The following is a 19,227-nucleotide window of genomic DNA, read 5'->3' on the forward strand; positions in this document are numbered from 1 at the left end:
GCACTAGACTGAAGGCGCCTCTGCCAGCCGACGCGCCCCAAGGAGCCTCAGCGTTGACCTCCTCGCACAGCTTCACCGCCGCCTCGCCGGTCTACACCTACCAGCGGATCGTCGAGCAGATCGAGCACGCGATCCTCTCGGGCGAGTTCCCCGTGGGATCCCAGCTGCCGAGCGAGCGCGACCTCATGGGGCAGTTCGGGGTGAGCCGCCCGACCGTGCGCGAGGCGCTGCGCGTGCTGCAGAGCATGGGCCTGCTCGAACCCCGGCCCGGCACCCGTGGCGGTCCCGTCGTGCTGGCCCCGTCGCCCGACACGCTCGGACGCTCGTTCCGCACGATGCTCGGCACCGCCTCCCTCGACCTCGCCGAGCTGCTGCAGTACCGCATCATCCTCGACGGATCCGCGAGCGAGCTCGCCGCGATCCGGCACACCGACGCCGAGCTCGAGCTCATGCGAGAGGCCATCGATCGCATGCGCGACGCGGCCGACGCCGACGCCCCCGACTTCGCCGACGCCGACCTCGCGTTCCACGAGCGCGTGTGGGAGGCGAGCGGCAATCAGATCCTCGCGCTCAGCGGACACGCCGTGTGGGGCGCGCTGCGCGGCCTGCTGCAGCGCGACGCCGAGCGCAGCCCGGGCGACAACAGCGTGAAGCTCGAATCGGTGCGCATCGACTCCGGGCTCTTCGAGGCGATCGAGCGCCGCGACGCTGCGGAGGCCGGGCGGATCGCCCGCACCGCGCTCGCCGACCGCTTCAGCTCCATGCTGAGCGAAGCCGACCAGCAGTCACTCGAGCGGTTCCTCGGGCGCGCCTAGGCCGCGCTCAGCGCCGGGCGATCCGGCGCCCCGCGCGCATCGCGAGCAGCGCGCAGCCGCACGCGACGAGGATCGCGAAGCCCAGCACCGCCGGCGCGAGCCCGACGCCGCGGGCGGCGAGGCCGAGCCCCAGCACCGGCAGCGCGCTGCCGAGGTAGGTGACGGCGTAGACCAGGTTGACGGTCGACGCGTGACGCGACTGGGGCACCGCGGCGACCGCCGCGCCGAACGCCGCCTGGAACGCGATGCCCTGGCCCGCTCCGGCGAGCAGGCTGCCCGCGACGAAGAGCGCCGGCGCCGAGGCGGTCGGAGCCGAGCCCAGGGCGAGCATGCCGGCCGCGAAGAGCGAGAGCCCGAGCGGGGCGCGCCACGCACCGCGCAGGGGGAGCAGCTGCATCGTCGCCGATGCCAGCAGCACGAGCGAGGCGAGCAGGCCGAGCAGCGGCAGCGAGTCTGTCGCCAGCATCTCGGAGAGCAGCGACGGGGCGAGCGAGAGGCACAGTCCGAAGAGCGCGAAGCTCGCGAAGCCGACGACGGCAGCGAAGCGGATCGCCGAGTTCGCGTCGGTGCGGGTCTCGGCTGCGGGGTCGGGCTCCGCGGCGCGCATCTCGGCGGAGGCCGCGGCGATGCGCGCCCCCGCCTCCTGGCGGCATTCCCGGTGCGGGGCGATCAGCAGGATCGCGGGCGCCAGCACCAGCAGCAGCATCGACCAGCCGATGAACGGCGCGACGGTCTCGATCCCGAGCAGCGAGAGCAGCCCGCCCAGGATCGGCCCGGCGGCGACACCGCCCGAGGTGGCGAGCAGGGTGAGGCGCCCGCTGAGATCGGAGCGCCCCGCCAGCAGCACGCGCAGGGCGCTCGAACCCGTGCCGGTCGCCGCGGCGATCGCGAGGCCCTGCACGGCCCGCGCGGCGCAGAACCACGCGAGGGTGGGGGCGAACGCGAGAGCGAGGGTGGCCGTCGCCGTCGCCGCGAGCGCGCAGACCAGCACGGTGCGGCGGTTGAGCACGTCGCTCAGGCGGCGGAAGAGCAGCAGCCCCGCGAGCAGGCTCAGCACGTAGCTCGAGAACGCGATCGTCACGCCGAAGCTGTCGATGCCGAGCCGCCGCTCGATGAGCGGGTAGAGCGGGGTCGCCAGGTTCGCCGCGGCGAGCAGGCTGAAGAGGGTGAGGGCGGTCAGCGTCGCGCGCAGCCTCGGTCGATGGAGCGCGATGCCGGGTGGGGTCGCACCGGCGGCCTCGGTTTCCGGGGAGGTGAGGGCGGGGGTGGTGCTCACGTGCGTGTTCGCTTTCGGTTCTGCAGCGGGGGTGGTGCTGCGATTCGAACCGCGAGCGCGGGGTGCTGCGCTCGCGGTGCCGGGTCGGTGCGCTGACCGCGCCCTGCGAGCCAGTACAGCGGTATGCGACGAATCGCGCAAGCGAATCTGGTCCCATTGATCAATATGGTCAATAATGAATGGATTAGACGGGCAGAAAGTGGGCAATGTGAACGGGATCGACGCGACAGACCGACGCATCCTGACCCTGCTCGACGAAGACGGCCGCATGCCGACCGCCATGATCGCCATGCGTCTCGGCCTCGCGCGCGGCACCGTGCAGACACGACTCGAGAGGCTTCGCGAGTCGGGGGCGCTGCGGCTGCACAGCGCGCGCATCGCACCGGCCGCGCTCGGCCGCCCCGTCGGAGCGAGCGTGCAGGTCGAGCTCGACCAGCACCAGATCGGTGAGGCCGTCGAAGCGCTCGCGAACATCCCCGAGGTGCTCGAGTGCTTCGCGCCGGCCGGCAGCACCGACCTGCTGCTGCGCGTGGTGGCGAAGGACCCCGACGACCTCTACCGGGTGAGCGAGGAGATCCGCCTCTGCCCCGGCATCAACCGCACATCGACCAGCCTCTTCCTGCGCGAGGTCATCCCGTACCGGGTCACCGCGCTGCTCGCGGCGGGGGAGTGAGCGAGGGCGATCGGGGAAGCCGGATCCCGATCCCGAACAAGACCCCGGTGTGCCCCGACCCCGTCTCCGCTCTCGGTCAGCGCCCCGCGGAGGCCGCTCGATAGCATGGCCGGGTGAGTGAGAACGCGAGCACGACGAGCACGACAAGCACGATGAGCGCGACCGAGGATCGCGAGGCCCGCCACGCGCGGCTCTCCGAACGCTACCTGCCCGATGAGCTGCTGCACCGCTTCCGCGAACGCGCCGCCGTCACCGATCGGGAGAACGGCTTCTGCGACGACGATCTCGCCGAGCTGCGCGAGCGCGGCTACCTCGAGCTGTTCGTGCCCGAGGAGTACGGCGGGCCGGGCCTCACGCTGCCCGACGTGTCGCGCTTGCAGCAGCGGCTCGCCACCGCAGCCCCCGCCACCGCGCTCGCCGTCAACATGCACCTCATGTGCACGGGGGTGGTGCATGCCATGTTCGCGCGCGGCGACCGCTCGCTCGGGCGGGTCTTCGAGGAGGCGAAGGCGGGCGAGATCTTCGCGTTCGGCATCAGCGAGCCGTCGAACGACTGGGTGCTGCAGGGCTCGGCCACCCGCGCCGAACCCGACGGCGCGGGCGGCTACCGCCTGACGGGCGTCAAGATCTTCACCTCGCTCTCTCCCGTCTGGACGAGGCTCATCGTGCATGGGCTCGACGAGAGCGACCCCGAGCAGCCCACCCTCGTCTTCGGCTTCCTCGAGCGCGACGGCGGGGGCGTCACGGTCTCCGAGCGATGGGACGTGCTCGGCATGCGCGCCTCGCACAGCCGCGCGACCGCGCTCGACCGTGCGCCGATGCCCGCGGATCGCGTGGCGCGCCGCATCCCCGCCGGCGATCACCCCGACCTGCTCACCTTCGCGATCGCGAGCAACTTCCAGCTGCTCGTCGCCTCGGTCTACACGGGCCTCGCGAGGCGCGCCCTCGACGTCGCCGCCGACGGGCTGCGGCAGCGCCGATCCGCCCGCCGCGACACGAGCCTCGCCGAGGTGCCCGAGCACCGCACCCGACTCGCCGATGCGCACCTCGAGTTCCTCGCGGTGCCGGCGCAGCTCGATGCCGTGACTCGGGATCTCGACGAGCTCATCGACCACGGCGCCGGCTGGCCCCTGCACCTCGTGAGCACGCGCATCAACGCCGGCAACGCCGCCCGCCGCTGCGCCGAGACCGCGCTGATCTGCTGCGGCGGAGCCGGCTTCGACGGCGAGCACGAGGCGAGCCGCCTCTACCGCGACGCGGCGGCCGGCATCTTCCATCCGCCCGGCGTCGACGCCGCCCGACCCATGTTCGCGGCGGCCCTGCTCAACGACTGAGCCGTGCGTCGGATATCGGCGGTGCGGGCCGGCCGCGGTGCGCTCGAGGAACGGGAGTGTTACCGTTGGCTGGGATCACACAGTCCGAAGACGGGTCAGGGGATATGGCGAAGAAGAACTCGGGGGCGCTGAGGCGCGCCATCGGTGTGCTCGGCAGCTGCGTGCTCGCCGCCGGACTGCTCGTCGGAGGGCAGGCGGCGGCGACGCCCGCTCACGCACTCGACCTCCCCACCTGGGACGACGTGCAGCGGGCGAAGCAGAACGAGGCGAGCGCGAGCAAGAAGGTCACCGAGATCGAGGGGCTCCTCGCCGCGAGCGAGCAGGAGCTCGACCGCCTGCGCAACCTCGCCTCCGTGGCCATGGCCGAGTTGAACACAGCCGAGGAGAACCTCTCGCGCGCCACCGAGAAGCTGCAGAACCTCGAGCGCCAGGCCGAGGAGAGCCGCAAGGAGGCCGAGGAGGCCGCGGATCGCGCCGGCGTGATCGTCGCGCAGATGTACCGCTCGGGCGGCGTCGACCGCAGCATGGAGCTCTTCCTCGACTCCGACGGCAGCACCACCGATGCGCTGCTCGAGCGCATGGCCTCGATGTCGAAGGCCACCGAGCGCAACACGCAGCTCTCAGAGCAGGCCGAGCAGGCCGCGAACACCGCCGACGCGCTGAGCCAGCAGGCTGAGAGCGCCCGCGCCGAGCGCGAGGTGCTGCGGCAGGAGTACGCGGCGAAGCAGCAGGCCGCCGCCGAGGCCGCCGCCTCTCAGGAGGAGCGCGTGCGCGCTCAGGAGGCCCAGCAGCGCGAGCTGCAGCTGCAGCTCGAAGCGCTGAAGGACGAGACGACCACCACGGTCACCGGGTACCGCGAGCGCCTGCGCATCGAGGAGGAGCAGCGCATCGCCGCCGAGCGGGAACGCCAGCGGCAGGCCGCCGAAGCCGCCGAGGCGCTGCGCCGCGCCCAGGAGGCCGCCAACAGCGGCGGCGGTGGCGGCGGAGGCGGTGGAGGCGGCGGTGTGATCGCGCCCCCGCCACCCGCCACCAGCAACGGCTGGGTGCTGCCCACCTCGGGCTACTACGTCTCCGAGGGCTTCCGATCGCCGGGCCGATGGAACCACACCGGCATCGACCTCGCCACGGCCTGCTGGACCCCGATCGTGGCGGCCCAGGCCGGCACCGTCACCATGGCCTACTGGGATCCGGGCGGGGGCGGCAACATGGTCAACATCAACCACCCCAACGGCTGGCAGACCCGCTACGCCCACATGGTGCAGTGGGCGAGCGTGAGCGGCGGCCAGTGGGTCAACGCCGGCCAGACCATCGGCTTCGTCGGCACCACCGGCGCCAGCACCGGCTGCCACCTGCACTTCGAGATGCGCCCCAACCAGGACGGCGGCTGGTACGACTTCGTCAACCCGGCGTTCTACATCGCGTTCTAGCGCGCGGGCGGAACTCACACGGGGAGGGGCTCGGGATCCATGATCCCGAGCCCCCTCGGCCACGCGCGCGGCTCGTGCCCCGCCGCGCTCAGCCTCAGTGCTCGTTCGCGAGGCGCTGCTGCGCGCGCGGCTCGTTCCTCGCCGAGCTGAGCCTCAGTGCTCGTCTGCGAGGCGCTGCTGCGCCTCGGTGATGAGCTGCTCGGCGTCGGCGGCCGAGCCCCAGGCGTCGACCTTCACCCACTTGCCCTCTTCGAGGTCCTTGTAGCGCTCGAAGAAGTGCTGGATCTCCTTGCGGGTGTACTCGGGGATGTCGTCGACGTCCTGGATGTGCGACCAGCGCGGATCCTTGTACTGCACCGCGATGACCTTGTCGTCGCCGCCGGCCTCGTCGCTCATGTGCAGCACGCCGACCGGGCGCACCTTGATGCCCACGCCGGGGAACACGGGGTAGTCGAGCAGCACGAGCACGTCGAGCGGATCGCCGTCCTCGCCGAGCGTCTCCTCGAAGAAGCCGTAGTCGGTCGGGTAGACGAAGTTCGTGTAGAGCACGCGGTCGAGGTAGACGCGACCGGTCTCGTGATCGACCTCGTACTTGTTGCGGCTCCCTTTCGGGATCTCGATGACGGCGTCGAATGCTGCGGTCATGCGCTCCTCCGTTGCTTTCTGTCGCGTGAGGCGGGGCGTCCCGACCTCGGTGTGTGTTGCCGGTCTCAGGGTACCCGATCGCCGAGGCTCGCCGCCGCGGTAGCGTGGGGGCATGGTGCAGCGGGCGGTTCTCGAGACCAGGGCGGCGGTGCGGCGCGCGCTCGCAGCCTGGTCGACGGCGCTCGCAACCGGAGCGACGGCGCGGTCGGAGCGCGCGGCGGCCGGCGAGGGGGCCGGATCCGCGCCGCTCGTGCTGGTCGCGCTCTCGGGCGGGGCCGACTCGTTGGCGCTCGCCGCCGCGACCGCGTACGAGGCCGAGCGCGCGGGCCTGCGAGCCGGCGCAGTGGTGGTGGATCACGCGCTGCAGCAGGGGTCGGCGCTCGTCGCGGCCCGCGCCGCAGAGCAGGCCGAGCGGCTGGGCCTCGCGCCGGTGATCGTGGATCGGGTGCGCGTGGGCGAGGGGCGGGGCGACGGGCCCGAGGCGGCGGCGCGCGCCGCCCGGTACGCAGCCTTCGCCCAGGCGGCCGAGTGCAGCGGTGCCGCCGCGATCCTCACCGCGCACACCCGCGACGACCAGTCCGAGCAGGTGCTGCTCGCGCTCGCGCGGGGGTCTGGGCTTCGCAGCCTCGCGGGTATCCCTCCCCGGCGCGAGCTCGCGTTCGACGGCGGCCCGGCTGCCGGGGGCGGTGCGCCCGGCCGCGAGGCCCGGGACGGCCGGTCCGACGGAGGCGGTCGACCCGGCGAGATTGACTCGTCCCAGGATCCCGGCGTCGCGATCCTGCGCCCGTTCCTCACCGCGCCGCCCGAGATCACGCGCGCCACGACCGAGGCCGCCTGCGCCGAGGCCGGCCTCGAGCCGTGGCGGGATCCGCACAATCGCGACGCCGCCTTCTCCCGCGTGCGCGTGCGCGAGCGGGTGCTGCCCGTGCTCGTGCGCGAGCTCGGCCCCGGCGTGCCCGCCGCGCTCGCACGCAGCGCCGACCTCGCCCGAGAGGACGCCGACGCCCTCGACGCCATCGCCGAAGGGATCGCGGCCGTGGCGCTCGCGGGGATATCAGACGAGGGGGAGGGGGCGGCCGGAACGCCCGCGGTCGCGGGTCGCGCCTCCCCGCCCCGCGCCGGGGTGGCGGTTGAAGCCCTCGCCGCGCTACCGGCTGCGCTGCTCGGGCGGGTGATCCGCGTGATCGCGGCACGTCGCTTCGGTGCGCACCTGAGCCGCGAGCACACCTCCGCGATTGCCGCGCTCGTCACCGATTGGCGCGGGCAGGGGCCGGTCTACGTGCCCGGCGTGCGGGTCTCGCGAGCGGCCGGACGGCTCGAGTTCTCGCATCAGACGGGCTCTCCGCGGGCGCCCCGCTGATCCGCGCCCGCCCTGACCCGCCCTTCCACCCCACCCGTTCTTCGGAGCTCTCCGCTCTTTCGGACGAAAACCCCGCAGCTCCTCCGAAATGCGGCCGAGGAGCGAGAGAACGGTGGGCAGGTGGGGCGCAGTACCCGTCCGACCGCGGCATGGTCCGAGCGCACGCGAGGCCGGACGAGAACGCGGGAGGTGCGCGGACCGGTCGAACGGGCGAAACGGGGCGGGGCGATCCGGTACCGGCCCGAGCAGTGGAAGAATAGTCGCATGGACGCGAAACAGCTGGGGGACGACCTCACCGTCGTACTGCACACCGAAGCCGAACTGAACTCCCGCCTCGCCGAGATGGCGCGCGAGATCGAAGCCGACTACCGCGACGAGCCCCCGCTGCTGGTCGGCGTGCTCAAGGGCGCCGTCATGGTGATGGCCGACCTCGCGCGCGAGCTGCGCTTCCACGCGCAGATGGACTGGATGGCGGTCTCGTCGTACGGCGCCGGCACGAAGTCGAGCGGCGTGGTGAAGATCCTCAAGGATCTCGACAGCGACATCACCGACCGCGATGTGCTGATCGTCGAGGACATCATCGACTCGGGGCTCACCCTCTCGTGGCTCAAGGAGAACCTCGAGAGCCGCGGCGCGAAGTCGGTGCGCATCTGCACCATGCTGCGCAAGCCCGAGGCGCTCAAGGTCGAGGTCGACGTGGCCTACGTGGGCTTCGACATCCCCGTCGAGTTCGTGGTGGGCTACGGCCTCGACTACGCCGAGAACTACCGCAACCTGCGCGACGTGGCCGTGCTCGCGCCGCACGTCTACAGCTGAGCGCTGCGCCCTGAGCGGACAAGCGCCCCGGCGCAGCCCGATGTCAGGGGTATTGGCTACGCTTACGCTTGCACCTGCGACCCGCAACGCCCGTCTCGAAAGGCCCTGACTTGGCAGAGAAACCGACGAAGAGCACGTCGAAGAGCCGCAAGCTCTTCCGCGGCCCGCTGCTGTACCTGATCGTCGCGCCGCTCATCGTGCTGCTCGGCTGGTCGCTGCTGTCGGGCGGCGACACCCGCGAGGTCACCACCGAGCGCGGCCTCGAGATGATCACCAAGGGGCAGGTCAAGCAGGCCGAGATCATCGACGGCGACCAGCGGGTCAACCTCTCGCTCGAGAAGGCCGACAAGAAGGCCGGCACCGACAAGGTCTTCTTCTACTACGTCTCCCAGCGCGGCGAGGCCGTGGTCGAGACCGTCAACGAGGCCGACCTCGCAGACGGCTTCACCGACAAGGTGCCGCAGCCCAATCCGCTGTGGTCGCTGCTCGGCTTCCTGCTGCCGCTGCTGCTCATCGGCCTGCTGATCTGGTGGATGCTCTCGTCCATGCAGGGCGGCGGCCGCGGGGTCATGCAGTTCGGCAAGAACAAGGCCAAACTCGTGTCGAAAGACATGCCGCAGGTCACCTTCGCCGACGTCGCGGGCGCCGACGAGGCGGTCGAAGAGCTGCACGAGATCAAAGACTTCCTGCAAGACGCGTCGCGGTTCCAGGCCGTGGGCGCCCGCATCCCCAAGGGTGTGCTGCTCTACGGCCCTCCCGGCACCGGCAAGACGCTGCTCGCGCGCGCGGTCGCGGGCGAGGCCGGCGTGCCCTTCTACTCGATCTCGGGCTCCGACTTCGTCGAGATGTTCGTGGGCGTCGGTGCGAGCCGTGTGCGCGACCTCTTCAAGGAGGCCAAGGCCAACGCTCCGGCCATCATCTTCGTCGACGAGATCGACGCGGTCGGCCAGCGCCGGGGCCAGGGCATGGGCGGCGGCCACGACGAGCGCGAGCAGACGCTCAACCAGCTGCTCGTCGAGATGGACGGCTTCGACCCCAAGACCAACGTGATCATGATCGCGGCGACCAACCGCCCCGACATGCTCGACCCGGCCCTGCTGCGCCCGGGCCGCTTCGACCGCCAGATCGGCGTCGACGCCCCCGACATGCCGGGTCGCCTCAAGATCCTGCAGGTGCACGCGAAGGGCAAGCCGCTCTCGAAGAACGTCGACCTCGAGGTCGTCGCGCGCAAGACCCCGGGCTTCTCGGGCGCCGACCTGGCGAACGTGCTCAACGAGGCCGCGCTGCTGACCGCGCGCTCGAACGCGCAGCTGATCGACAACCGCGCCCTCGACGAGGCGATCGACCGCGTGATCGCGGGCCCGCAGCGGCGCACCCGGGTGATGAAGGATCGCGAGAAGCTCATCACCGCATACCACGAGGGCGGCCACGCGCTCGTGGCGGCCGGCCTCAACCACACCGACCCGGTCACGAAGATCACCATCCTGCCGCGAGGCCGCGCCCTCGGCTACACGATGGTGATCCCGCTCGAAGACAAGTACTCGGTGTCGCGCAACGAGCTGCAGGACCAGCTCGCCTACGCGCTCGGCGGGCGCGTGGCCGAGGAACTCGTGTTCCACGACCCCACCACCGGCGCGGGCAACGACATCGAGAAGGCCACCGGCACCGCCCGCAAGATGGTCACCGACTACGGCATGTCGGCCTCGGTCGGCCCCGTGAAGCTCGGCCAGGCCCAGCCGGGCGCCTTCCTCGGCGAGTTCGGCCAGAGCCGCGACTACTCCGAGGGGGTCGCGGTCTCGATCGACGCCGAGGTGCGCGCGCTGCTCGAGCAGGCCCACAACGAGGCCTACGAGATCCTCGTGACCAACCGCGACACCCTCGACGCGCTCGCCCGCGAGCTGCTCGAGAAGGAGACACTCGACCACGTGCAGATCGCCGAGATCTTCCGCGACGTGCAGAAGCTGCCTGAGCGGCCCACCTGGCTGTCGAACAATCTGCGCCCGGTCTCGGACCGCCCGCCCATCGAGGTTCCCGTCGCGGTGCGCACCGACAACCGCCACCCCGGCGACCACGGCCCGAGCGTGGAGACGCCCGACGCCGAGGGCGTCGAGTCGACCCTCCCCGGTGCCGGGGGCGCCGATCGGGGCGACGCCGCACCGAGCGCAGCGGCAGCGGAGGTCTCGGGCTCCGACCGGCGTTCCGACACCGGCCCGGCTTCCGACGACCGCGCCGACGAGACGGCGAGCTCGGCCGCTCCCGCCGACCCGCAGACGCAGCTCGGCGGCGAGCCGCTCGCACCCGGCGAGACCAGCCGTCCGCCCCGCAACCTCGGCGTGCGAGGCCCGTCGGACGACGACCGCGACGACACCCGGTAGCGCATGGCTGAGTCGGTCGACCGTGAACGCATCGCCGCGGCGGTGCGCGAGCTGCTGAGCGCGATCGGATCCGATCCCGACAGCGTCGAGCTCGCGAGCACGCCGTCGCGGGTCGCCGACGCCTACGCGGAGTTCTTCGCGGGCGTAGGCCAGGATCCGGTGCAGCACCTCGCCGACGCCGTGCCGGTGGGCGAGCGCACCGGAGAACTGGTGATGCTGCGCGACATCGAGCTGCGCTCCGTGTGCGAGCACCACCTGCTGCCCTTCCGCGGGCGAGCCCACGTCGCCTATCGGCCCGGCAGCCGCATCGTCGGGCTCAGCGCGCTTCCCAAAGTGGTCGACACGCTCGCCGCGCGACCCCAGGTGCAGGAGCGCCTGGGCCAGCAGATCGTCGACGCGCTCGAGGCCGGGCTCGCCCCCGAGGGGGTGCTCGTGGTGCTCGAGGCGAGCCACGGCTGCGTCGCCGACCGGGGCGTGCGCCAGACCGAGGCCGTGACGGTGACCGTCGCCTCGAGCGGCGTGCTCGCCGAACCCGAGGCGCGCAGCGAGGCGATGGCCCTGATCGGAGGGGCGGGCGCACGGCACGGCGAGGGAGGGCGGCGATGAGCGCCCCCACCCTCGTGATGGGCGTGCTCAACGTCACCCCCGACTCCTTCAGCGACGGCGGCCGCTTCGCCGCCGCCGAGACCGCCATCGCGCGCGGCCGCGAACTCTTCTCCCAGGGGGCGGCCATCGTCGACATCGGCGGCGAATCGACGAGGCCCGGCGCGACCCCCGTGCCGGTCGACGAAGAGCAGCGGCGCGTGCTGCCGGTCGTCCGCGCGCTCGCAGCCGAGGGCCTCGAGACCTCGATCGACACGATCCACGCCGAGACGGCCCTGGCGGCCGTGGCGGCCGGAGCGGGCAGCATCAACGACGTCTCGGGCGGCGCTCACGATCCCGCCATGCTCGACGCCGCGGCGCTCGCCTCGGCCGAGCATGGCGCCCGGTTCATCATCGGCCACTGGCGCGGCATCCCCGATCCCGCGCACCAGCGCTCCGACTACGCCGACGTGGTCGCCGAGGTGCGCGACGCGCTCGCCGTCCGAGCCGAGGCCGCGATCGCGGCGGGCGTCGACCGCGGACGCATCGTGCTCGATCCCGGCCTCGGCTTCGACAAGACGGGCGAGCAGTGCTGGCGCCTGCTCGCGAACCTCGACCAGCTGACCGCGCTCGGCCACCCCGTACTGATCGGCGCGTCGCGCAAGCGGATGATCGCCGAGGCGCTCGCCCGATCCGGTGTCGAAGCCGACCCGGCCGCCCGCGACCTCGCGACCTCGGTCGTGACGGCCCTCGCCGCGGGGTCCGGAGCCTGGGGGGTCAGGGTGCACGACGTGGCAGGCAGTGTCCAGGCACTTGCAGTGGCCGGGGCCTGGGAGGCCGCTCGGCCTGGCTCTCGACCCAGCTTTCGACCTGGCTTCGAAACCTCGCCTGCTGTCGATATGGGATCTGCCGTCGATATGGCGGATCCCATATCGACGGCAGGCCACATACCGGCGGGTGCGTCGGGTCCAAGGGGTGGATCGGGCGACCGCATCGTGCTCACCGGGCTCGAGGTCTACGCGCACCACGGAGTCTTCGACTTCGAGCGGCGGCAGGGCCAGCGCTTCGTCATCGACGCCGAGGTCGCGGTCGACCTGCGGGACGCGGCGGCCGGCGACGCCCTCGAACGCACCGTGCACTACGGCGAACTCGCAGAGGCGATCGCGGCGGCGGTCGAGCGAGACCCCGTCGACCTCATCGAGACCGTCGCCGAACGAGTCGCCGCCGTCGCCCTCGGATTCGAGGGAGTGCGCAGCGCCACCGTGACCGTGCACAAGCCCGACGCCCCGATCGCGGCGACCTTCGCCGACGTCTCGGTGACGGTGGTGCGCCCGTGATCGCGCAGATCGTGCCCGTGCTCCTCGCCTTCGGCGCCAACCTGGGCGACCGCGGCGAGACGATCCGGGCCGCGCAGCGCGAACTCGCCGAGACTGGGGGCATCCGCGATCTGCGGGCCTCTCCGCTGCGCGAGACGATCGCCCTCACCACGCACGGCCCCGATCCCGACGCCCCCCGCTATCTCAACGGCGTCGCGATCGCCGAGACCGCGATGCCGCCGCACGCCCTGCTCGACATCGTGCAGCGCATCGAGGCGCAGCACGGCCGCGTGCGCGACGAGCGCTGGGGCGACCGCACCCTCGACATCGACCTGATCCTCTACGGCGGACGCGTGATCTCGGACGAGCGGCTCACGGTGCCCCACCCGCGAGCCCACGAGCGCGACTTCGTGCTCGCCCCCTGGCTCGACCTCGATCCCGGCGCAGTGCTCATGGGGCACGGCCGCGTCGCCGACCTGCTGGCACGTATCGGCGACACCACCAGGCCCCTCGTCGAACCGAATCCCGAACCGGATCCGGAAACGGATCCCGAACCGGATTCCGCCGACCGCTCGCGAGCCGGAGGCGCCCATGCCCAGGGGTGAGCGCAGCAACCCGGCGGTGCTGGCCGCCGCAGCCGCGATGGGCGCGGCGGCGGGGCTGCTCGTGCAGTTCGTGCTGTCGAACCGTGGCCACGCGCCCCTGGTGCCGCCGCTCTCGCTACCGCTGACCCTCGTGCTCGTCGCCGCGGTGCTGCTCGTGTTCGCGCTCCGGCTGCGGCGCGCGCTCAAGCGTGGGCCCGGCGCCGTCAACCCCTTCCAGGCGGTGCGCCTGCTGGTCGCCTCGCGGGCCGCGCAGCTCGTCGGCGGGATGCTCGGCGGCTTCGGGGGAGGCCTCGCGCTCTCGCTGCTCGGGCGCAGCGTGCCCGCGCCGACCGCCACGTGGCTGCCGATGCTGCTGACGCTCGCCGCGGGCGCGGTCCTCACCGGCTGCGCGCTCTTCGCCGAGCACTGCTGCCGCGTGCCGCCCGGAGACGACGATGCCGATCCCGACACCGCCGATCCCGCGCCGGGTCGCGGCCCCGCCGACCAGACGGCGTTCCGCGGCTGAGGCCGTGGCGCTGAGGCCGCAGCCCTGGGGCCGCGGAGCAGAGACCGCAATGCCGAGGCGAGGGTACCGCCGCCGCGGGCGACGCCCGCGCGACCCCCCGTCCCTTCGCGACCGCGGGGCGCCCCTATCGATGTCGGAGGCGACCTCTACACTTGAGGGCGTGAACGACGAACAGCGAATCAGCAGCGAACCGCAGTGGCCGAACGGCGACGTCGAGTGGCAGCGGGTCTCGCCCTCCTACGCCTGGGCCGACCTCGCGCTCAACATGCTGTGGGTGCTCGCCGCGGTCGCGGTGTTCGTCGTGCTGCTCGTGCTGCCGGGCGAGAACGCGCCCCTGCCGGTGCTCATCATCCTGCCGATCGTGATCGTGCTGCTGCTCGTCACCGCGCTGCTGGCCTTCCGCCGAGTGCGCGCGATCGGCTACATCCTGCGAGAAGACGATCTGCTGTTCCGCAGGGGCATCATGTTCGAGCGGGTGATCGCGGTGCCGTACGGGCGCCTGCAGATGGTCGACGTCACGCGCGGGCCACTGCTGCGCGCGCTCGGCCTGGCCACCCTCAAGTTCGTCACGGCGTCGGCCGCGACCGGCGTCAACCTGCCCGGCCTGCGCTTCGAAGACGCCGAGGCGCTGCGCGATCGTCTGGTCGAGCTCGCTGAGACCCGGAGGTCGGGGCTGTGACCGACCGGCACGACGCCGAGGGCACGCCCCCTCCCGTGACGGTGCCGGGGGATGCCGTGCTGCCAGGCACCGCCGACGCCGAGGGGTGGCGCCGCCTGCACCCCTTCTCCCCGCTGCTGCGGGGCGGGCTGGTGCTGATCGTGATCGCGGGCATCGTGCTCGCCAACTTCCGAGACCGCTTCGTCGAGCTGTTCTTCGCCGACCAGGTCTGGAGGGGCCGCGACGGCGTCGAGATCGACGTCTCCTCCGAGGGCGACGTGGTCGCCCTCTACGAATACCTGGCAGAGGAGGGGCTGCTGCTGCTCGTGCTGGGCGGCATCCTCGGCGTCATCCTGCTGATCGTGCTGTTCTCGTGGATCGCCTGGCGGTTCCACACGTACCGCATCGGCGCCGAGGCGGTGGAGGAGCAGAGCGGCGTGCTCTTCCGCAAGCACCGGCGCGCGCCGCTCGACCGCATCCAGAGCGTCAACCTGCAGCGTCCGCTGCTCGCCCGCGCCCTCGGCCTCACCAAGATCGAGGTGCTCACCGGCGGCCAGGGCGGCAAGGTCGAGCTGGCCTACCTGAGCCACCGCGACGCGAAGACGGTGCGCGAGCAGATCCTGCGCCTAGCCGCGGCGAAGCGCGGCGGAGCCGCCGTGCGCCTGCCGGGCGAGGGCCACTCCGACCCGCACGCCATCGTCGGCCCCGCTCCGGTCGGCCCCGACGGCTACGTCTACGACGCTCCGAGCAGCGGCCTCACCGCCCGGGCCCAAGACTTCGTCGACGTCGACGTCGATCCCGCGGCGCTCGCGGCGCAAGCCCTGGTCAAGGTGCCCGTCGGCAGGCTCGTCGGCAGCATCGCGCTGAGCTGGGAGGCGGTGATCACGCTCATCATCATCATCGTCGGGGTGGTGGTGGGCGGGGCCGTGCTCGAGCCGGCGCTGATCCTCGGTGTCATCCCCCTGCTCATCGTGATGGCGAGCATCATGTTCGGGCAGTTCAACAAGGGCTTCAACTTCACCCTCTCGCGCTCGGCCGACGCGGCGCGCACGGGTGCGGGCCTCACGTCGACCGTCACCGAGACGATCCCCTTCGGGCGCATCCACGCCATCGAAGCCAGGCAGCCGCTGCTGTGGCGGCCGTTCGGCTGGTGGAAGGTGCGCATCACCACCGCGGGGCACTCGCTCTCGCAGGGCGGCCAGAACGCGATGCAGAACGTGGTGCTGCCCGTCGGCCGGGAGCCCGACGTGCTGCGCGTCATCGAGACGCTGCTGCCCGGGGTGGGCGACGAGCAGCATGAGATCGCCGAACTGCGCAACGGGCTGTCGGGCGCCGCCGACGGCTACCTGGGGGCGGGGCCGCGCGGAGCCGCGGTGCTGCTGTGGGGCCGTTCGCGCGCGGGCGTGCGGATCGCGGATGCCGAGCATGCCGAGGCCACGCTGCGCATCCGACGCGGCGCGCTCACCCGCTCCTTCGCCGTGATGCCGGTGCTGCGAGCGCAGTCGGTGCAGTTGCGCAGGCCGCTGCTGCATCGCTTCCTGGGGCTCGCCTCGCTGCAGGCGCACACCGTGCTCGGCCCGGTGCGCGTCGAGCTGCGCGGCCTCGAGCTCGGCGTGGCGCGGCGCACCTTCGACGAGCTCGCCGCGACCGTGCTGCGGGTGCAGAGCGCCGAGGCCGAGCAGCGCGCCCGGGGCCGTGCGGCGCCCGGGGTCGAGTGCGCGGCCGAGACGGTGCCCGACACGCAGCATGCCACCCGGGCTGAGGGTGAGCGGGCCGGGGCCCTCGAGACGGACCCCGGCGCGCACGCCGATCGCACCGCACCGGCCGCGATCCCCGAGCAGGTCGACGGTGCCGCCGAGGGCCCCGCCGCCGCACCCGATGAGCAGAACGGGGAGCACCGGGCGTGAGCGCGGGACAGCAGGCCTCGCGGCTCGGCGTCGGGGTGGTCGGCGCGGGGCGGGTAGGTCCCGTGCTGGCTCGCGCCCTCGCCGGCGCCGGTCACGCGATCACCGGCATCTCGGCGATCAGCGAGCAGAGCCGCGAGCGCGCCGAGACCATGCTGCCGGGGGTGCCGGTGCTCGAGGTGGCCGAGGTCGTGCGCCGATCCGAGCTCGTGCTGTTCGCGATCCCGGGATCCGAGCTGCCCGACCTCGTGAGCGGCCTCGCCGCCACCGGGGCCTGGCAGCCCGGCCAACTCGTGGTCCACACGGCGCCCGAGCACGGCTACGGGGTGTTCGCGCCGGCGCTCGCCGCCGGGGCGATCCCGCTCGCCCTGCACCCCGCGGTCGTCTTCACTGGCACGAGCCTCGACCTCACGCGGCTCGCGGGCGCGACCGTGGCGGTGACGGCGCCCGCCCCGGTGCTGCCGATCGGGCAGGCGCTCGCGGTCGAGATGGGGGCCGAGCCCGTGATCGTCAGCGAGCAGGATCGGCCCGCGTACGCCGAGGCTCTCGACGCGGCCGCCGAGTTCTCGCGCGCGGTCGTGCGCCAGGCGACCGACGCGCTGCGCGCCATCGGCGTCGAAGAGCCCGACCGCACGGTGGGCGGGGTGGTGCGCGCCGCGATCGAGGAGGAGCTGCGGGTCTCAGCCGGCGAGCCGGGGCCGGATCTCGCCCCCTGACGCGCCGTCGCGCAGGCCTCCCCGCGCTCTCCGCGGTTCTGCTCGTCCCTCCGCATCCCTCCTCCGCTGCCCGGCCCGCCCTCGAAAGGCGGATTCTGCGGCCTCTACGCCCGCGCGACATGCGAAACTCGCCTTTCGGCGCACGTGCGGCGAGCAGTTCGAATATGCGAACCCGCTCGTCTCACGGCCCCCGCGCGTGCGGGGCTGGCGGGTAGGATGGATCGGTGCGCCGGGAACAGCCGTGTTCGGCGCGCTTCGAGCCGACACCACGGAGGATCCGCCCCAATGAGCGAGCAGCCCGCAGCCAATGCGTCCGCAGAGACCGAAGAGGATCTCTTCGAACAGAAGCGCGTGCGCCTGGAGAAGCGGGACAGGCTGAACGAGGGCGCTGACCTCGGCGGGGGCGCGTACCCCGTCGAACTGCCGGTGACGGCGACCATCCCCGAGGTGCGCGCGAAGTGGGGCCGCCTCGAGCAGACCCCCGACAGCGCCTCGGGCGAGACGGTCGGCGTCGCGGGCCGCGTAGTCTTCCAGCGCAACACGGGCAAGCTCTGCTTCGCGTCGCTGCAGGCGGGCGACGGCACCCGCATCCAGGCGATGGTGAGTCTCGCCGAGGTGGGCGAGGAGTCGCTCGCGGCCTACAAGGAACTCGTCGACCTGGGCGATCACCTCTTCGTGAGCGGCGAGGTCGTCTCGAGCCGCCGCGGCGAGCTCTCGATCATGGTGCGCGAGTGGCGCGTCGCGGCGAAGGCGCTCGCACCCCTGCCCAACATGTACGCCGAGCTCAACGAGGAGTCGCGGGTGCGTCAGCGCTACCTCGACCTGATCCAGCGCGAGCAGGCCCGCATCAACGTCGTCACCCGGGCCCGCACGATGGCGAGCCTGCGCCGCACCTTCGCCGAGCGCGGGTTCATCGAGGTCGAGACCCCCATGCTGCAGACCATGCACGGCGGCGCCTCCGCGCGGCCGTTCGTCACGCACTCGAACGCCTTCGACACCGAGCTCTTCCTGCGTATCGCCCCCGAGCTCTACCTGAAGCGGGCGGTGGTCGGCGGGCTCGAGCGGGTCTTCGAGATCAACCGCAACTTCCGCAACGAGGGCGCCGACTCGACGCACAGCCCCGAGTTCGCGATGCTCGAGTCGTACCAGGCCTACACCGACTACAACGGCATCGCCGACCTGACGCAGCAGCTCATCCAGAACGCCGCGCTCGCGGTGAACGAGGGCACCGAGCGCGAGGGCACCTACGTGGTGCGCTGGGCCGACGGCACACTCTTCGATCTCGGCGGCGACTGGGATCGCATCTCGATGTACGGCACCCTCTCGCAGGCCGCGGGCCGCGAGATCACGCCCGAGACGCCGGTTTCGGAGCTGCAGGCCATCGCCGACGCCGAGGGCGTCGAGGTGCGGCTGCCGAACCACGGCAAGCTCGTCGAGGAACTGTGGGAGCACTTCGTGAAGGACGGGCTCACCCGCCCCACCTTCGTGATGGATTTCCCGGTCGAGACGAGCCCGCTCACGCGCCACCACCGCTCCATTCCGGGTGTGGTCGAGAAGTGGGATCTCTACGTGCGGGGATTCGAGCTGGCCACCGGCTACTCCGAGCTCGTCGACCCGGTCGTGCAGCGCGAGCGCTTCGTGCAGCAGGCGGCAGAGGCGGCGCGCGGCGACGATGAGGCCATGAGCGTCGACGAGGAGTTCTTGCGCGCGCTCGAGCACGGCATGCCGCCGTCGGGGGGCATGGGCATGGGCATGGACCGTCTGCTGATGGCGCTGACCGGGCTCGGGATCCGCGAGACGATCCTCTTCCCGCTCGTCAAGTAGCGGCGGTTCGCCTCGTTCGCACCGCAGCGGCGGGTGCTTCAGCGGAGACCCCCGGCTGCTTCGTCGCAGATGGATCGGTCGGGCGTGACTCCCGTTCTCGCGCACCGCGGTCCCAGGAAGAACCGGGGGAGGACCGGTACCCTGGTGGGCATGGACAACTGGTGGATGAACGCGATCTGGTCGCTGATCCCGACCGTGCTCATCGGGGCATTCTTCTGGCTCGTGATGCGCCTGATCCTGCGCGCCGACCGCACCGAGCGCCGCGTCTACCAGCAGATCGAGAACGAGGAGCGCACCAAGGCCGGTCTGCCGCTGCACGACGATTCGTAGCCCGCCCCGCCGCCTCGCGGCCGCCTTCCATCGATAGAGTGGTCACGGGCGTGAGACGCGCGCTCG

18 protein-coding genes are annotated in these 19,227 nt (G+C 72.3%); 16 read left to right on the forward strand and 2 right to left on the reverse strand.

What is annotated here, in order from left to right:
* Positions 1 to 53: 53 nt before the first annotated feature.
* Positions 54 to 815 carry a FadR/GntR family transcriptional regulator gene (locus Leucomu_RS02970; protein ID WP_017882913.1) on the forward strand — a complete coding sequence of 254 codons (762 nt, stop codon included), beginning with the start codon at positions 54 to 56 and terminating at the stop codon, positions 813 to 815.
* Positions 816 to 822: 7 nt separating this feature from the next.
* On the opposite strand, the gene Leucomu_RS02975 is transcribed toward Leucomu_RS02970, so the two are convergent.
* Positions 823 to 2,091: an MFS transporter gene (locus Leucomu_RS02975; protein ID WP_017882914.1), complete on the reverse strand. Its 1,269-nt coding sequence runs from the start codon at positions 2,089 to 2,091 to the stop codon at positions 823 to 825.
* Between the two features lie 208 nt (positions 2,092 to 2,299).
* Here Leucomu_RS02975 and Leucomu_RS02980 point away from each other — a divergent pair, with 208 nt between their 5' ends.
* The 3 genes from Leucomu_RS02980 (at position 2,300) to Leucomu_RS02990 (ending at position 5,525) form a co-directional block, all read left to right on the forward strand.
* The gene (locus Leucomu_RS02980) at positions 2,300 to 2,764 is read left to right on the forward strand and encodes an Lrp/AsnC family transcriptional regulator (RefSeq protein WP_017882915.1); all 465 of its coding nucleotides are present in this window, start codon (positions 2,300 to 2,302) and stop codon (positions 2,762 to 2,764) included.
* Positions 2,765 to 2,916: 152 nt separating this feature from the next.
* Complete coding sequence (locus Leucomu_RS02985; protein WP_164884593.1) at positions 2,917 to 4,098, forward strand: acyl-CoA dehydrogenase family protein; 1,182 nt, start codon at positions 2,917 to 2,919, stop codon at positions 4,096 to 4,098.
* A 104-nt stretch (positions 4,099 to 4,202) separates the two neighbouring features.
* Positions 4,203 to 5,525: a murein hydrolase activator EnvC family protein gene (locus Leucomu_RS02990; protein WP_128386288.1), complete on the forward strand. Its 1,323-nt coding sequence runs from the start codon at positions 4,203 to 4,205 to the stop codon at positions 5,523 to 5,525.
* A gap of 153 nt (positions 5,526 to 5,678) precedes the next feature.
* Here the strand turns inward: Leucomu_RS02990 and ppa are convergent, their stop codons facing one another.
* Positions 5,679 to 6,170 (reverse strand): inorganic diphosphatase, encoded by a 492-nt coding sequence (gene ppa / locus Leucomu_RS02995; protein ID WP_128386289.1) that lies wholly within the window; start codon positions 6,168 to 6,170, stop codon positions 5,679 to 5,681.
* A 112-nt stretch (positions 6,171 to 6,282) separates the two neighbouring features.
* Here ppa and tilS point away from each other — a divergent pair, with 112 nt between their 5' ends.
* The 12 genes from tilS to Leucomu_RS03055 all read left to right on the forward strand — a co-directional run bounded on the left by tilS (position 6,283) and on the right by Leucomu_RS03055 (position 19,161).
* Positions 6,283 to 7,530, forward strand: a complete 1,248-nt coding sequence (gene tilS / locus Leucomu_RS03000) for a tRNA lysidine(34) synthetase TilS (RefSeq protein ID WP_128386290.1) — start codon at positions 6,283 to 6,285, stop codon at positions 7,528 to 7,530.
* Positions 7,531 to 7,794: 264 nt separating this feature from the next.
* Positions 7,795 to 8,346, forward strand: a complete 552-nt coding sequence (gene hpt / locus Leucomu_RS03005; protein ID WP_128386291.1) for a hypoxanthine phosphoribosyltransferase — start codon at positions 7,795 to 7,797, stop codon at positions 8,344 to 8,346.
* Positions 8,347 to 8,456: 110 nt separating this feature from the next.
* Complete coding sequence (gene ftsH / locus Leucomu_RS03010) at positions 8,457 to 10,721, forward strand: ATP-dependent zinc metalloprotease FtsH (RefSeq protein ID WP_128386292.1); 2,265 nt, start codon at positions 8,457 to 8,459, stop codon at positions 10,719 to 10,721.
* 3 nt (positions 10,722 to 10,724) lie between these two features.
* Positions 10,725 to 11,327 (forward strand): GTP cyclohydrolase I, encoded by a 603-nt coding sequence (gene folE / locus Leucomu_RS03015; RefSeq protein WP_128386293.1) that lies wholly within the window; start codon positions 10,725 to 10,727, stop codon positions 11,325 to 11,327.
* Positions 11,324 to 12,640, forward strand: a complete 1,317-nt coding sequence (gene folP, locus Leucomu_RS03020; RefSeq protein WP_128386294.1) for a dihydropteroate synthase — start codon at positions 11,324 to 11,326, stop codon at positions 12,638 to 12,640. Before folE ends, folP begins: the two co-directional genes overlap by 4 nt.
* Entirely contained in the window at positions 12,637 to 13,224 is a 588-nt protein-coding gene (folK, locus tag Leucomu_RS03025; protein WP_128386295.1) for a 2-amino-4-hydroxy-6-hydroxymethyldihydropteridine diphosphokinase, read from the forward strand. The genes folP and folK overlap by 4 nt, the downstream gene beginning before the upstream one ends.
* Positions 13,211 to 13,729: a DUF3180 family protein gene (locus tag Leucomu_RS03030; RefSeq protein ID WP_017882925.1), complete on the forward strand. Its 519-nt coding sequence runs from the start codon at positions 13,211 to 13,213 to the stop codon at positions 13,727 to 13,729. Before folK ends, Leucomu_RS03030 begins: the two co-directional genes overlap by 14 nt.
* 160 nt (positions 13,730 to 13,889) lie before the next feature.
* Positions 13,890 to 14,408: a PH domain-containing protein gene (locus Leucomu_RS03035; protein WP_017882926.1), complete on the forward strand. Its 519-nt coding sequence runs from the start codon at positions 13,890 to 13,892 to the stop codon at positions 14,406 to 14,408.
* Positions 14,405 to 16,294, forward strand: coding sequence for a PH domain-containing protein (locus tag Leucomu_RS03040; protein WP_128386296.1), 1,890 nt, complete (start codon positions 14,405 to 14,407; stop codon positions 16,292 to 16,294). Before Leucomu_RS03035 ends, Leucomu_RS03040 begins: the two co-directional genes overlap by 4 nt.
* Complete coding sequence (locus tag Leucomu_RS03045) at positions 16,291 to 17,007, forward strand: DUF2520 domain-containing protein (RefSeq protein WP_017882928.1); 717 nt, start codon at positions 16,291 to 16,293, stop codon at positions 17,005 to 17,007. The genes Leucomu_RS03040 and Leucomu_RS03045 overlap by 4 nt, the downstream gene beginning before the upstream one ends.
* Before the next feature lie 285 nt (positions 17,008 to 17,292).
* Positions 17,293 to 18,831: a lysine--tRNA ligase gene (gene lysS, locus Leucomu_RS03050; protein ID WP_128386297.1), complete on the forward strand. Its 1,539-nt coding sequence runs from the start codon at positions 17,293 to 17,295 to the stop codon at positions 18,829 to 18,831.
* Positions 18,832 to 18,981: 150 nt separating this feature from the next.
* Positions 18,982 to 19,161, forward strand: a complete 180-nt coding sequence (locus tag Leucomu_RS03055; RefSeq protein WP_128386298.1) for a hypothetical protein — start codon at positions 18,982 to 18,984, stop codon at positions 19,159 to 19,161.
* Positions 19,162 to 19,227: the final 66 nt, after the last annotated feature.

This window comes from Leucobacter muris (assembly GCF_004028235.1).
Taxonomy (GTDB): Bacteria; Actinomycetota; Actinomycetes; order Actinomycetales; family Microbacteriaceae; genus Leucobacter; species Leucobacter muris.